Origin of the sequence: Bacterioplanoides sp. SCSIO 12839 (genome assembly GCF_024397975.1) — a bacterium.
Classification (GTDB): Bacteria; Pseudomonadota; Gammaproteobacteria; order Pseudomonadales; family Oceanobacteraceae; genus Bacterioplanoides.
The window spans coordinates 1287567-1302658 of the sequence record NZ_CP073745.1 but is presented as its reverse complement, the minus strand read 5'-3'; the positions used below and the strand labels follow the sequence as shown (position 1 = coordinate 1302658).

At 46.9% G+C, this 15092-nt stretch carries 12 protein-coding genes; 1 reads left to right on the top strand and 11 read right to left on the bottom strand.

The genetic code is table 11. The features are described from left to right. Nucleotide 1 precedes the first annotated feature (1 nt). From KFF03_RS06055 to KFF03_RS06005, 11 genes are all read right to left on the bottom strand, one after another. Nucleotides 2-1159: a YCF48-related protein gene (locus tag KFF03_RS06055; protein WP_255859696.1), complete on the bottom strand. Its 1158-nt coding sequence runs from the start codon at nt 1157-1159 to the stop codon at nt 2-4. A 238-nt stretch (nt 1160-1397) separates the two neighbouring features. After that, the gene (locus KFF03_RS06050; protein ID WP_255859695.1) at nt 1398-2768 is read right to left on the bottom strand and encodes a DUF1329 domain-containing protein; all 1371 of its coding nucleotides are present in this window, start codon (nt 2766-2768) and stop codon (nt 1398-1400) included. 69 nt (nt 2769-2837) lie between these two features. Next, nucleotides 2838-5465 carry an aminopeptidase N gene (pepN, locus tag KFF03_RS06045; RefSeq protein WP_255859693.1) on the bottom strand — a complete coding sequence of 876 codons (2628 nt, stop codon included), beginning with the start codon at nt 5463-5465 and terminating at the stop codon, nt 2838-2840. 71 nt (nt 5466-5536) lie between these two features. Continuing rightward, nucleotides 5537-6484, bottom strand: coding sequence for a helix-turn-helix domain-containing protein (locus KFF03_RS06040; protein WP_255859683.1), 948 nt, complete (start codon nt 6482-6484; stop codon nt 5537-5539). A 294-nt stretch (nt 6485-6778) separates the two neighbouring features. Next, the gene (locus tag KFF03_RS06035; RefSeq protein WP_255859681.1) at nt 6779-8542 is read right to left on the bottom strand and encodes an arylsulfatase; all 1764 of its coding nucleotides are present in this window, start codon (nt 8540-8542) and stop codon (nt 6779-6781) included. Nucleotides 8543-8697: 155 nt separating this feature from the next. Beyond that, nucleotides 8698-10104: an alginate export family protein gene (locus KFF03_RS06030; protein ID WP_255859680.1), complete on the bottom strand. Its 1407-nt coding sequence runs from the start codon at nt 10102-10104 to the stop codon at nt 8698-8700. A gap of 50 nt (nt 10105-10154) precedes the next feature. Beyond that, on the bottom strand, nt 10155-11024 hold the full coding sequence (locus tag KFF03_RS06025; protein WP_255859673.1) for a DUF2797 domain-containing protein: 870 nt from the start codon (nt 11022-11024) through the stop codon (nt 10155-10157). Nucleotides 11025-11045: 21 nt separating this feature from the next. After that, nucleotides 11046-11294 carry a YeaC family protein gene (locus KFF03_RS06020; protein WP_255859671.1) on the bottom strand — a complete coding sequence of 83 codons (249 nt, stop codon included), beginning with the start codon at nt 11292-11294 and terminating at the stop codon, nt 11046-11048. 58 nt (nt 11295-11352) lie between these two features. Further along, on the bottom strand, nt 11353-12216 hold the full coding sequence (locus KFF03_RS06015) for a rhomboid family intramembrane serine protease (protein ID WP_255859670.1): 864 nt from the start codon (nt 12214-12216) through the stop codon (nt 11353-11355). A gap of 18 nt (nt 12217-12234) precedes the next feature. Then, a complete protein-coding gene (locus tag KFF03_RS06010; protein WP_255859664.1) occupies nt 12235-13191 on the bottom strand; it encodes a metallophosphoesterase in 957 nt (318 codons plus the stop codon). 4 nt (nt 13192-13195) lie between these two features. Continuing rightward, a complete protein-coding gene (locus KFF03_RS06005) occupies nt 13196-14080 on the bottom strand; it encodes an NAD(+) kinase (RefSeq protein WP_255859662.1) in 885 nt (294 codons plus the stop codon). An 86-nt stretch (nt 14081-14166) separates the two neighbouring features. On the opposite strand from KFF03_RS06005, the gene KFF03_RS06000 reads away from it, so the two are divergent. Continuing rightward, on the top strand, nt 14167-15036 hold the full coding sequence (locus KFF03_RS06000; RefSeq protein ID WP_255859660.1) for a DUF1853 family protein: 870 nt from the start codon (nt 14167-14169) through the stop codon (nt 15034-15036). Nucleotides 15037-15092: the final 56 nt, after the last annotated feature.

Below are 15092 nucleotides of genomic sequence, written 5' to 3'. Positions count from 1 at the left end.
ATCAGAAATCTCCCGCAGCCATACTAATACTTTGATCCATTAATTCACCGCCAGCATTCAATCGCTGAACACCGGCCTCACCCACAATCACAAAACTGCCATCACTGGCTTCAACTGCAGCAGCAGCGGCTTTGCGACCGGTAAGAATCAAGGTACGACTGTTTTTTAATGACCGATCGAACAAAATCACAGAACCGGCGTTACCGACTAACAAGGTACTTTTACGACCAACATAGCCCGACAAAAGTGTTTGCTCACTGCCGGTTTTCAATTCAATCCAGCTGATACCACCATCCGCTGAACTGAATACATGCCCGCGCAAGCCAAACAACAATTGCTGTTCTCCGGCATTTACTAAGCCAAATAGAGAACCTTCATATGGTGATGGCGTACGGCGCCATGTCTGCCCCAGGTCGTCAGAACGCATTACCAGGCCCATTTCACCCACAACAACCAGAGAGCGATTACCAACCAGAGAAATACCGTTCAAATGCAAACGTTCTGAATTCGGCATGCGCGCAGAAACATCGATCCAGCTTTTGCCGCCATTATCGGTGTAAAAGAACATACCGTAAGCACCTATCGCATAACCACGCTTAGTGTCGTAGAACCATATATCCAGGAATGGTTTAGTAGAGCCGGTTTCTTCATCGTACTCAGCGTCTTCACGCGAGTAGGTTGCATTTTCCAGAGCCATTTCTGCTTCTTCAACCGCAACATCGTTGCCAGATGCTTCTGCCTGAGCTAACACATCAGCCAACTGATTTTCTTTTACTTTTGCCGCAGCAACGATCGCTTTATTTGCACTGTAGCCATCAAATACACGGCTCCAGTTTTTACCGCCATCCTGGGTAGACAGAATTACACCGTCATGACCAGCAGCCCATCCGGCCTCAGAGGAGGCAAAGTAGACCGACGTTAACGTCACACTGACCGGGACCTTGCCCTGATTCCAGCTTGCACCGTTGTCATCAGAATAAATCACATGGCCGTGACTACCTACGGCAACAAGTCGCTCACCCGCACGAGTGACATCTAACAACAGCGTCTTATGTGCTTTGGATGTAGAGGCAGATGGAGTTTCCAGAGGGTCTTGCCAACCGGCATTACTGAGCTGCGGGAACAATACCATCAGAACCAGGAATATATGGCGAAGCACAGCCACACCATTTACTGTTGAGGCGGAGGAGTACCGTCCCAAGTTGAATAACATAAATAGCTCCGTTTTTTATACTAATGTCGGAAGGCGGCTAGTCTAGCCGACACTTTTGTTATTGACTAACTTCCGCTTGTTACAAAATGTTAAACCAAATCAGGCTTTTTTGACATTTTTCTATCAAAACAGGTCAGAAACAAAAACGGATGGCTATAAGACCATCCGCTTTCATACTTTAGAATTAACGACGCCCGCGTCGGCGTAATTCTGATGGTGTGAAATAGCGCTCACCAGGCGGCTTCTGACTGAAGTCGATAGTCGCCTTCTCTTCACTATCCAGTCCCTGAACATGATAACGCTTAGCTTTTAAATCATGGAACACATCCAACGTGGTCCAGGTGACCGGCAGCTCATAATAGGTTTTCAGGTAAGCCAGGCTCACACGCCATAGATCACCGGCGGAGTCATATTGATCAACCGCAGCAGCTCCCCAGGTATCTTCATCCAGATAGAAGCGACGCTTGTGATAAACATGACGCACGCCGTCTTTTAACGTTGCCTCTACAACCCAAACCCGGTGCTTCTCGTAACGCGTATAATCCGGATTAATGTGTCCAGGTTGAATTACGTCTTTATAGCTGGACTGGTTCGAGCTCAGCTTGAAGTTGTTGTATGGAATATAGATCTCTTTTTTGCCCACCAGCTTCCAGTTATAACGATCCGGAGCACCGTTATACATATCCGTATCGTCGGCATAACGCAGACCATCCGCGGCAGCAATCGGGGTATCGTAAGCCAGGTTAGGCGCCCGACGAACACGGCGCTGACCAGCGTTGTAGCCCCATGACTGACGAGCTTCATCAACCTGGTTCAGGGTTTCATGTACCAATACCGCACCACCCGCCAAACGCGCCGGAGCTTTGGTTAATGATAAGTAATAAAAGAGAATGTTATCCAGATCATCGACCGTGCGATCTGGGCGATAGTAGTTAAATTCAACTTCTTGCTGCACCGTCACCAGAGAAAAGTCACCATCAACCTGCACCGCGACTTCGGATGCACGTCGAGATAAATAAACACCACGCCAGCGGGTCACATGATTCCAGATCGCTTCCAGACCATTTTTAGCTATCGGGAATGGAATACCGCCATATGCATATAATAAACCGTTACCGTTCTCAGCCAGTTCAGCTCGAAGCGCATTTTTGTAGGTGTTGTCATAAACCCACTCCGGCGCTGCTGCAGTTCGACGCGTCTGATAAATCGGCATCCGGAACGTATCCGGATAAGTTTTAAACAGTGCTTTCTGACCTTCGGTCAAAAACTGTTCATATTGCGCCATATTGGCAGCCGTGATCGTGAATAAAAGCTTGTCATTAGCGTAAGGGTCTGGGTGGTGCTGCCCTGCTTCAGAATACGAAACCGGTGGCAGGCTGAGTCCACCACGCCAAGCTGGGATATCTCCAGCTTTGTTACCAGCCCGCTCAGCACCTATCGGTGTTAATTCCCCTTTCAGGCGCTCAGCTTCTTTCACTGACACGGCAGCCATCGCAGATGATGTTGCCAGAGACAGTGCCAAAGCACCTGTCGCGATCCAATTATTTTTCTTCATTTTGCGACCTCAACGACACCGCTTATGCGGTTTATTTTCGTCCAAGCATAAAGAATTATGTCTTTATGCTCAAACCAAACTCTTACTGACAACTTCGTAGACATCTTTAGACAGATCAGATTCTGCCATAATACGTTCTAATTCTGCTTTCATTTGTGCTCCTTGCTGTGGAATAACACGCTTCCACTTAGTTAATGGAGCCAACAGACGCGCTGCAATCTGTGGGTTTGATCCATTTAAACGAATCACCGCATCGGCCAGCAAACGGTAACCCGAGCCATCCTCCGCATGAAAGTGACACAACGCCTGATTGGCAAACGCGCCAATCACCGAACGCACTTTGTTCGGATTGCGCCAATCGAAAGCATCATGCTGTAGTAGTGTCGATATGAACTTAGCACTGGCCAACTGGGATGACCCCGCCTGTGCGGCCAACCACTGGTTCACCACCAGCACATCACCCTGCCATTGTTGATAGAAACGCTGCAGGTACTCTTCGGATAGGTCCGCGTCGCTGCTATTGATCAGTGTTACAAACGCTGCCATCTGATCCGTCATATTATCGGCTTGCTGATATTGTTGCTGAGCTTGCTGCAGACCTTCGTTATCTGTCAGCACCCAATAACTCAGCGCCAGATTCTTCAGCGCCCGGGCTGACATCTGTCGCGGTTCTGGTGCATATGTGGCGCTGTTTGATAAACGTTGATAAACAGCTTTAAAGTCCGCAGACAAGGCTTGGGCCAGTGTCTGCCGGACCTGTTTACGCGCATGATAAATCGCTTGTGGATCAATCACCGCTGAGAATTCGGCAATATAAGACTCCGATGGTAACGTCAGCAGATAAGCTACCATAGCAGGGTCTAGTTCCTCATCTCGCAACAACGAGCGCAATACTTGCTCGGCCGCAGAATCCAGTACAAAGTTGCCCGACATAGCATCATTAATCCATTGCAGCATCAGCCGTTGACCGGCATCCCAACGATTAAAGCCATCGCTATCGTGCTGTAACAAGAACAGCAACTCATCGCGGCTTTGATCAAATTCCACTTTGACGGGCGCAGAAAAATCACGGAACAGTGATACCACCGGCTGCTCAGCAACATTGGAGAACACAAAAGTTTGCTCAGCTTCGGTCAGATGCAAGACCTGACTGGCTTGGGTCCAGGCGGATGCCGGTTCAACGGCAACAGGTAAGTCCTGGCCACGGCTATTCAGCAAGCCAAACTGAACCGGAATCCACATCGGTTGTTTATCCGTTTGCCCCGGGGTATCCGGACAACGTTGTTTGAGTGTTAAAGACAACTGCTGCTTATCGGCATCGTATTCGCTTGAAACTGATACCACCGGCGTACCCGCTTGTTTGTACCAGCGTTTAAATAAGGTGAGATCAACGCCGTTGGCATCTTCCATCGCCTGAGTAAAATCATAAATGGTCACCGCCTGACCATCATGACGATCAAAATACAGATCCGAACCTTTACGGAAGCCGTCATCGCCAAGAATTTTGCGCTGCATCCCCACTACTTCGGCACCTTTTTCATAAATCGTAACGGTGTAGAAGTTGGAGATTTCGATAAAGGAATCCGGTTGTACCGGGTGCGCCATAGGGCCGGCATCTTCTGCAAACTGCACCGTACGCATAATGCGGGCGTCTTCGATACGCTTCACCGTAGCCGAATTCATATCGGCGGAGAAACAGGCATCACGGAAAACGGTAAAACCTTCTTTTAAACTCAGCTGGAACCAGTCACGGCAGGTCACCCGGTTGCCCGACCAGTTGTGGAAATATTCATGCGCGACAATGGCTTCAATACGCTGATAAGCGGCATCGGTCGCCGTCGCGGGATTGGCCAGCACACAAGAAGAGTTAAAGATATTGAGGCCTTTGTTTTCCATTGCGCCCATGTTGAAATCATCAACGGCGACAATCATAAAGATATCCAGGTCATATTCCCGACCATAGCTCTCTTCATCCCACTTCATGGAACGTTTTAGCGCATCAAGTGCATAATCTGTTTTGTCGATATTTTGTGGTTCAACAAAAATTTTCAGCGCCACTTCACGACCCGACATCGTGGTAAAAGTATCTTCTTTAACCTGCAAGTCACCAGCAACCAAAGCAAACAAATACGCCGGTTTTTTATGTGGGTCATTCCAGCTGACCTGCTTCGTGCCATTAGCCAGCGTTTGCTCTGCAATCAGATTGCCGTTCGATAACAACACCGGATATTGACCAGCATCGGCAATAATATGCGTGGTAAACACCGACATCACATCTGGGCGATCCAGATAATAGGTGATACGGCGGAAGCCTTCGGCCTCGCACTGGGTACAATACATAGAGCCCGACTGATACAGGCCTTCCAGTGCGGTGTTTTTATGCGGGTAAATGCGGGTTTTAATGGTAACGACAGGATTTTCAGCCAGCCCTTGCAGCGTCAGCGACTCATCATCCAGCTGATATTGATCGCCACTTTGCTCCACTCCATCAATCACAACCGATAATAATTCCAGTTCCTGACCATGCAGTGTCAGACTGCCATCCTGAGCAACGTCATCATTACGAGTCAGCTGCAATTGTGACGTCACAAGCGTAAATTCCGCCTGCAACTCAAACGTCAGTTCAGTACGTTCAATCCAGTAAGCAGGCTGCTGGTAATCTTTCAGGAAAATCGCTTGTGGTTGTGCATCACGCATGATGGCCTCGGAATATCTTGTTGCAATAATGCGTTGATATTACCTGTTCGACATCTGACTGGCACTTATTTTTATTGATACCGCAGCAGGGTCTCGGAAGGCGACTCTTCAAATAGTTGTTTGTAGTTGCCAGCGAAGCGTCCAAGTTCAAAAAAGCCCCAGCGTATAGCAACATCAGAAACCGTTGTAGTGTGTTTATCAGAAACCAGCAGCTCTTTACGCACCGAATTCAGACGTATAATGCGTAAATATTGAACCGGAGTCAGGTTCAGGCATGAGCGAAAGCCATACTGCAAACTTCTTTCGCTTAGTTGTGATATTTCACATAATTTTTGCATAGTCGGCAGTTCGTGTGAGTGACTGTTTAAATAATCAATGACCCGCCGCACCCCTGCTTGTAACTTATCGCCTGTTGTCATGCGAACAGGCACCTTACTGCTATCAGACAACGACTGAGCTAAGTGTTGCAAAACATACTCGGTCAGATAATTTTGTAGGTATACCGAATTTCTGACTTGAGGATATTTAGCACAAAGCATCATTACCCGCTGCAGCGCCACCCGATACTGACTTAACATCTTTGGGTTAATAGTAGCTGCTCGGCTCAATAACCACTGATTTGGAATGTCGTACCCTGAAAGCTGATAAAAGCCATTCGCTAACACGTCTTTATCAAATACGGCACATACATAATCCATTTCATTAAATGCAATAAAGTCCCACTCTCCCCCGCATGCCTGAATCAATGTATTTCCGGCATCGACATCGCCGAAATACGACCCTTCTGTATTCATGGTCGAAATTGCTGCAAACGGCGCATAGCTGGCTGGCGGCGACGCTTCGATACGAACGCCGACATTAAAAGACTCCCGAATTAACTGAACACCACCCAGGTGTACCTCTCGGTAACTTGCTTTAAACTCCCCCGGAGTCAATTGGGTGTAACAACGATTACGTGTTGAAACAAAGTTCGTCAATTCGACAATATCATTAGTAACCAGTGAACCTTCTGCCTTCAAAGAATCGGCACGACGGTGTGTAACTTCCATTTTTCAACTCAAAATTAACAAAGTTTCGATATTACTCCGAGCTACAGAACTGTATAACCAGCAATTCAAATTATCCACATTGCATAGTTGACCTTTTACATTAATTGAAAACCCTGTAGCTCAGGAAAACTTTACCAGAACAGCATAAAATTAAAAAAAGAGAGGCAATGGCGACTGAAACGAAAGTTTTTCCAGTATGGACAATAAAAAATGTGCCCACGAGGGCACATTTTTAAAGGTGATGACAATACAAAGTATTCTGCATCAATGTTCAAGCTTACTGTTTTTAATAACCTGTTCCAGTGGGTTATAACCTTCAGGCACAGGAACCAACGAGTTCTCCTCAGAATATTGCTGATAATCTTTAATCATCTCCGCAACCAGCTTTGGCTTTTCAGCAGCCAGGTCGTTTAACTCAGAAGGATCAACGGTTGTGTCATACAACTCCCATTCACCCGTTCCTTTTGGCGGAGGGTTATTCGACAGTTTATAGCGACCTTTAAAGACGGCTGAACTGCCTGCAAGCTCATAACCAATGGCTTTATCATCGGCATGAACTGCCTCTTTTTTACCCGTTAATACCGGCCAGATACTGCTGCCATCAGGTTTATGATATTCCTTACCGTTATAAGTTCCGGTATGCGGTTTCAGTCCTGCTACCTCAAGTACAGTCGGGTAGACATCTTTCACAAAAGCAAAGGTATTTACTTTTTTCCCCGCTGCAATATGGTTCGGGTATCGAACTAAGAAAGGCACCCGTAAACCACCCTCAGTCGAGAAGGTTTTATAATAGCTGTTTGGTGTGTTAGCTGCTGCTGCCCAGCCGGGGCCATAATCGGTATAAGATCCTTTTTGCCCCATATCAGAGTAATCCCCCTGATAATCTTCAATATAGGTTTTCTGATAATTTTTCTCGTACCACGGGCGGTAGGCTTCATTTTTAGCAAGCAGATTAGGATCAGTGCCGTTATCGGCCATGAAGATAATCAGAGTATTATCCAACTCACCAATCTTCTCAAGGTAAGCAAACAAGCGACCGATGTTATAATCCATATTGTCCATCATGCCAGCATACGTTTGCATACGGCGCGCGTTGAATTTTTTCTCTTCGTCCGTCAGTTTATCCCATTCCGGTAACTGCCAATCCTCAAAGGTGGTTTTCTCAAAAGACTCATCCAGACTGATTGCATTCGGGAAAAGCGCTATCTCTTTTTGTTTTTCCAAACGTTTTTTTCTTAATGTTTCCCAGCCCTGGTCATAAACACCATTGTATTTATCAATAAACTTCTTCGGTGCCTGGTGTGGGTAATGCACCGCCTGATAACCTAACCAGGCCATAAAGGGCTTACCGTCTTTTCGATTACTTTCGATATTTTCGATAATACGATCGGTGTAATAATCGCTTGAAAAGTAATTTTCGGTTGGCAGATTCACCTCTTTATCGTCTTCAAAATAGTGCACTCGTTCATACATTGGGGCATATGGCATTTCTACCCAGTTGTCTGCACCACTTTCAGCCAGAGCAAAAGACTTTTCAAATCCACGAGCAAATGGAATAGAGTCTTTTGTACTCCCCAAATGCCACTTACCTGCCATGTAGGTGTGATAACCAGAGTCGCGCAAAACGGTTGCCACGCTCACAACACTGTTGTTGAGGTAACCTTCATAGCCTGGCTTGCCAAATTGATTATCGGCCATGATTTCATGCATATTACCCAAACCGGCGAGGTGATTATCAACACCGCTGATTAACATGGTACGGGTTGGAGAACAGGTTGCCCCCACATGGAAGTTGGTAAAACTCACCCCTTCATCGGCCAACCTGTCGATATTTGGAGTCTCAATTTCACTGCCAAATGCACCGATATCACTAAACCCCATGTCATCGGCAATCAGTATCAATACATTTGGCCGATCATTCGGGTCACCGACATGGTCACCAGTCATATCGGTTGTTTCTTTTTTCTGGCAACCAACAGCAGCAACCAACACGGCTGTTGTCATCAACAATCGAGCTACTCTGTTCATATTCTTCTCCTGAGAATAAAGTTTGGTGCGCATGTTAATAACTATGCCAACTTTGACGCTATGCCGATTCCGCAACAATAGAAGAACGATCGATCAGTATTTGAAATCAAAAAAAGCGACTCGAAAGTCGCTTTTTCAATTAAATATACCCAGATTCAGAACTGAACACCGACCCATAACCAGAACTTGTTCGTATCACGACTGGCATCTTCAAAATTGAGGTCTTCAACATCGGGGTCGCCCTCAATCTTATAAGCTTCAGCTGTAGAGAAACCGGCGTACTTCAGGCCGGCAGTAACATTGTCGTTTACCTGAGCTTCCGCCATCAAATTCAGTTCTCGGCCAAGGCTAGTATTATCATCGGCATAGTCGTAATCATGATAAACAGCGATCAGCTTAACCGGGCCAGCATAACCACTCACGGAGATATAAACATCTTCCAGCCCATCATTACCGACATAGTTTAATTTATCAGACCAACCATTAAATTCATGATTGGAGCCATATGGGGTAGCAAATGCCACTGAGTTATTTTGATCAAAACCATCTGGGCCATAAGTGCCTTCAAAGCCAACTTTTGTTGTTACACCCGAGAATAACAACCCAGCTTCGGCTAACACATAGTCAGTATCAACATCTCCTCTATCATTATATTCAAATGTTTGAACAGCGTATTCGAAGCGATAAGTAAAAGACATAGAGTCAGAGTCGTTCTTACCGTCCAAATAGGCTCCGTATGTATCAGAGCTATACACTGAATTACTGTTATCGATTTCCTCTTCACCATTTAGACTATACGCATAAGCGGCAACTTTACCCAACGCTAATCCCGAATATGAGATGTTGAATAAGTGATCATCAGCATCTAATTCGCTGGAAAGCTGTGTATTGACCTGATCGATATAGATATATTGCAGATTCCAACCATCAATTTCGTAACCTACACGAGCAGCATCGAAAGTGCGTTCATTCTGACGCCAGTCGTTATTACCAATAAAACGCTCATTATCCAATTCGATACGCTGGCGACCCAATACAGCCGAGAATCCTTGATTCTCATAACTGAGTTGTACTCGGTTCCATTCCGTTGCTTCTGGGTCCAACACCGGGTCAAAATCATTATTTTCAGGGCTGTAGTCATCCACAACCGCTGTAATATCTTCACCTTCTAACAATAGTTTAAAGCCTGCCAATGAAGCCGTTTCATAACCAATTCGAGAGCGTAGCGTCAGAGCTGTGGCATTTTTACGCTGACTGATAAACTCATCCGAATTTTCTTCATACCGTAAACGAAAATCAGCCAATACTTCTCCGGCTGTTAAGAAATCTTTGACATTACCAGCCTGATCAGCGACATCCCCAGCATTGGCGGCATACACATTGTTGCTACTCAAAAAAGCAGCCGACACCGCAACCGAAAGTAACGATGCCTTATAGGTTTTCAACAAGCTTCTCTTCATAACATTCATCCACGCATTCCTTATAGAGATAATTTTTATGAATGATGCCGCATACTGTGTTTTTTTATATGCAATTCCCGCAAAAGTGTTCAGCAACCACAAAAAAGGCCGCGATTCAGCGGCCTTTTTACAACATTTAATAGTCCGTTAATTCAAAAGAAACTGACAGACACAGAGTACGACGTGAATTTACGGATATTAATCACCCCGGTATCCAGTAGTAAATACTGGCCTTTAATACCTTTTAAGCACCCTTCCACCAGCGGGTTTTTATCCAGATTAAAGCTGGTAATTTTGGTTGGGAATTGTTCGACTGGGAAATTAAAGGCATAAGCATCAGACTCATACAACAACTCAATATCACCTGGGTTTTCATTGGCAATAATCGAGTTCAATTGTGGGCTGAATAAATCGAACAACCGATCTCGCTCGGCTTCTAAGTCCACCGCTTCAGCATTGCCTTTTAACATGGCGCGCCAGTTGGTTTTATCGGCAATATCCTGACGTAAACAGTCTTCAATCAATCCTGACTGTTTACGGGTTGCCACCCGGGCAATTGGCAATGCCTGAGTAGCACCTTGATCCAGCCAACGCGTTGGTACCTGAGTTGCACGGGTTATGCCCACTTTAATGCCGGATGAATTTGCCAGATAAACAATGTGTTCGTTAAAACATACCTGTTTCGCCCACTCCGGTTCACGACAGGTACCCAAGTGAAAATGGCATTTTTCCGGGCTCATCATGCAGGAATCACACTGTGCCAGCTTGCTGAAACAGGGGTAACAATACCCTTGCCCAAAGCTTTTTTTGCTTTTACGACCACAGTGGCAGCAATGAATATCACCCACGTATTCCAGCCGGATGGTTTTGCCAATCAAGGGAGTTAACGGAATGGCCTGCTGATCGAGAATCAGATCGTATTGCACGGTATCGGCACCACTATTGGCACAACGATCTGCACCAGCTTCAGACGGCACTGCACGGGCTGCCATCTTTTGCAGATGGCCGCTGAATTCACTCATATTGGTAGTCCTCTGACTCAGTTACTGAAGCGTCAGAGTTTGGGTATCGTCATCACCTTTCGATGATTTACAGCCACCGTCAATGTAACCCACTCGCTGATCTGCAGGTACATCGTGTGTGTTTTCATAATGCAGAATGGCTTCCATGCACAGTTCTCGTTGCCCGTCTTTCAATTGAATACCATTAGGCCAGCGGCCAGTCGCTACGGCATTTTTCAGATTTTCATAGACTTCGGGCGTTAAGGATTGGATCAGTTGATCTAATGTCATGGAGTCTCTCGTCTCATCAATTGTCTGCATCTATGTCTTGTGCAGAGTCATCGTTCTTTTAAGTATTCGATTGTAAGGCACTGTTTGCAGGCCAGATAAAGGCACATAATAACCCAGCCAGCAGTCCACCAAAATGGGCGCCATGGGCAGTGCCACTTAACCCGGGAACCAGAGTATCCCCCATTAAGGTCAGTAACAGCCAACCCACCATGACTGGCAACAAAGCAGACGGTAATTGATAGGGCAGCCGTAATCGGCGCTGGCGGCTGGCAACCCACGCCAACATGCCCAAGGTCACACCAGAAGCGCCACCAAACCCCGGCCCGGCGTACCACCATTGGGCGGCATTGCCCAGCACACCACAGATCAGAATAACGCTGATTAAAGCGAGTTTTCCATCAATGCGTTCGATTCGGCGTGCCAGTAACCACCACCAGAACATATTCATCAGGATATGCAGTACGGAAAAATGCAGCAGCGTTGGCCGCCATAGCTCCCAGAATCCCATATCCGTATACGCGCTGAGCGCAAACCGCTGTTGTGGCCATAATGACTCCCCCAACAGCAGCCATTGATTCCAATCTGTACTGATGTGCATCCAGGCGAACATCATGACAAATAATGGTATGCACAAGGTTGCCAATGGGGCTTCTGCAATATTCAAAAGGCCTTTCATCATGGCAGAGCCATCAGCAGAATCAGGAATCAGATCAGCCTGATCCAGCTGGTTGTTTTGCCATTCTTCCAGCCAGATTTTCACCTGCGGTAAATCACCTTCCCGGGCCAACAGCAAACATTGTTTACCGTCTTGTACCACCACTCGATGCGGGATTTTATTGGCCCACAAACGTTCAGTCAGCGGTGATAAGTTCACGCCTGGGTCAGCCACCAAAGCCAATAACGGATCATGTGAAGAAGTCACTGGGTTCACCTCAACACGCTAACGTTCACTTTTTTCAACCCGCATCCAGGTAAACTTACCCGGTTGCAAGTGATGTTCGGTGTCCATGCGGTAGGCCACTAAACGGCCATATTTCACCGCACTGTAATCAAGGCAGGCGATATTGGGCACAATTGGGGCTGGTATACCCCACATCCAATAATGACCAATAAACAGCGGTTTTTCATCCGGGCCATAAAACAACAGCTGTTGTTTTTCTTCTTCCGATAACAGCGCGTGCTGAATATCTTCCGGCAACGGGTCCGGTTGGAACACCACGTCACTGTAACGTTTTGGTGTGTCGGCCCAGAACTTGGTGCGGAAGAACTGTCGTTTCATACCATCTTTGGCGGTCATCGAACGGCCGTCCGGCAATTTTAATGATGTACCACGCAAGGTGCGATCCAGGAATTTATAAATAAACGAGCTGGTATCCACGGACTCTGCCAGCATGCCTTTGTGCATCTGATTGCCACCGTAACGAGCAATAAACTCATCAATCATCGCCTGATCCCAGCAGGCATGCACTACACGAAAGTGATCAAACTCCTGGAACAATGGCAGTTCAACAAACCAATCCAGAAAATCATTAAAGTCGTGCGGATGATTGGCAAACTGGTCGACGGTTTGTTCCACAATAAAAGTATTGCGCTTGGTATGTGGCCGTAAAAATGGCTGACGCATTCCAGCTGGCGCTTCCGTGCAATAGGTCACCACATTGTATTCATGGTTGCCCATCACAATTTCAGCGTGTCCATTCTCGACCATGTCACGCACAATGTGGCAGGCCATACGAATATTTGGTCCGCGATCAACAATGTCGCCCAAAAACACGACTTTGCGTTTCGGGTGCTGATAAACACCGTTCTTCTTGCTGTAACCCATTTGTTCCAGCAGTTTAACCAGCGTATTACCACAGCCGTGAATATCACCAATTAAGTCGTAACCCTGGTGCATAAAGTCAGTCCCCCAGGTCGCTGGCCCAGCCCAGTTTTGTGCGGCAAATTTCGTAAAAATTATGGCCTTTAGGGTGAATCAGTTTCAGCTTGTGGGCTTTTTTGCGGATGGTAATGGCATCACCCGGTGCACAAGAGACATGATTCTGACCGTCACAACTGATGGTGGGGTAGATATCCTGTTCGGCACTGACCACAATTTTAATTTCACTTTTGCCATCCACCACAATCGGGCGGCTCGACAAGGTGTGTGGGAACATCGGCACCAGCACCAGCGCATCCAGCCTTGGATGCATGATTGGCCCACCGCCCGAGAGTGAATAAGCCGTTGAGCCGGTAGGTGTTGAAACAATCAGGCCATCGGAGCGCAGGCTATAAACAAACTGGCCTTCGATATACAAATCGAAGGCAATCATACGGGCCGATTTACCCGGGTGCAGTACCACATCGTTTAACGCGGATGCTGAACCAATCGGGTTGCCATCACGTTTTACTTCCGCGTCCAACAAAAAGCGTCGCTCTTCAATGTATTCGCCATCCAGTACGTCCTGAACCGCATCCAGCATGGTGTCATCCGGGCTGATATCGGTCAGAAAACCTAAACGGCCGCGGTTAATCCCCAACACTGGCGTATTAAATTTTGCCAGCGCACGGGCGGCACCCAGCAGGCTACCGTCACCACCCACCACAATCACCAGATCACAGATTTCTCCCAGTATGCTGACCTTGGAGGTTTGCATACCATGACCCGGCATCACTTCAGCAATGCGATCTTCGAGAATCACGTGGTAACCCTCTTCCATCAGATAAGCTTTCAGGCGCTTGATGGTTTCAATCACTTTTTTGCTGTTCAGTCGGCCGATGATGCCAATATTGCGGAACTCTTCCATCTGCTTTTAACTCGTCGAAATCAGGTCGGTAAGGTATAACTGCGGGTTATACCATAGCTGACGCCAAAACGCTTCGGAGTCCTTTTTTGTTTTCACGCTTGCCTGATCCGGATCACCCTTATTTTTCATTGCCTTACCAGCACCAGAGAGATCTGGTTTGGAGTGTATGTGGCCCGGCCTTATTGGATTGTGAGTGGTCACCCACCCAATTACCTGATGGTTTAAGGCCGGAGGTTCAAATCCCAACCTGGATTCACTCGCAGGTAGAACCTGAGTTTCGCAGCACCCGATTAGGACTGATGTTTGAAGAAATCTGGCATCAGTATTTACACCAAACCGGCTGTTCATTTACCGCTAACCTTCAGGTTCAGAAAGGTAAACAAACCTTAGGGGAATTGGACTTACTGGTAGAAACACCCTCTCAGCACTGGCATTTGGAATTGGCGTTAAAGTTTTATTTGGGGTTTGGTGAAGACTGGATTGGCCCGAACCGGCGCGATTATCTGGCCGATAAAATCCATCACACCGTCACCCGACAACTGCCACTAGCGCACTCTGAAGAAGCCAAGCAACAACTTCCTGAAAACCTGAGCAAGTTGAAGTCGATGGCGTTAGTACGTGGCTGTTTATTTCATCCGGCAGAATCCGGCATTGCAGCAAAACTTCCGTCTGAAGTGAATACTAACCACTGGCGCGGACATTGGATTCATCAGTCTCAGGCACAACAAACTCTGCCGGAGTCACGCTGGTATTTGTTATCCAAACCACAGTGGATCAGCCCCGCCAGTGTTGACTTCAGCGTTGATAAACACACATTGCTGGAACATGCAGAGATTCACTTTAGGCATCTGGATACCGCATTGTGTGCTGTCGAAGTCGTTGAGAACCAACAGGGAAAATGGTGTGAGCAGCAACGTTGGTTGCTGATGCCAGATCATTGGCCGAATCAACCATAACTCTGTACTTTGTCATCGCTGAATTCAGTATTGATTAGGTTTCAAAAGCAGCAACA

Coding starts and splice junctions, on each gene's coding strand:
- KFF03_RS06050 (WP_255859695.1), bottom strand. CDS start 2,768: ATGAAGAAAAATAATTGGATCGCGACAGGTGCTTTGGCACTGTCTCTG.
- pepN (WP_255859693.1), bottom strand. CDS start 5,465: ATGCGTGATGCACAACCACAAGCGATTTTCCTGAAAGATTACCAGCAG.
- KFF03_RS06035 (WP_255859681.1), bottom strand. CDS start 8,542: ATGAACAGAGTAGCTCGATTGTTGATGACAACAGCCGTGTTGGTTGCT.
- KFF03_RS06025 (WP_255859673.1), bottom strand. CDS start 11,024: ATGAGTGAATTCAGCGGCCATCTGCAAAAGATGGCAGCCCGTGCAGTG.
- KFF03_RS06020 (WP_255859671.1), bottom strand. CDS start 11,294: ATGACATTAGATCAACTGATCCAATCCTTAACGCCCGAAGTCTATGAA.
- KFF03_RS06010 (WP_255859664.1), bottom strand. CDS start 13,191: ATGCACCAGGGTTACGACTTAATTGGTGATATTCACGGCTGTGGTAAT.
- KFF03_RS06005 (WP_255859662.1), bottom strand. CDS start 14,080: ATGGAAGAGTTCCGCAATATTGGCATCATCGGCCGACTGAACAGCAAA.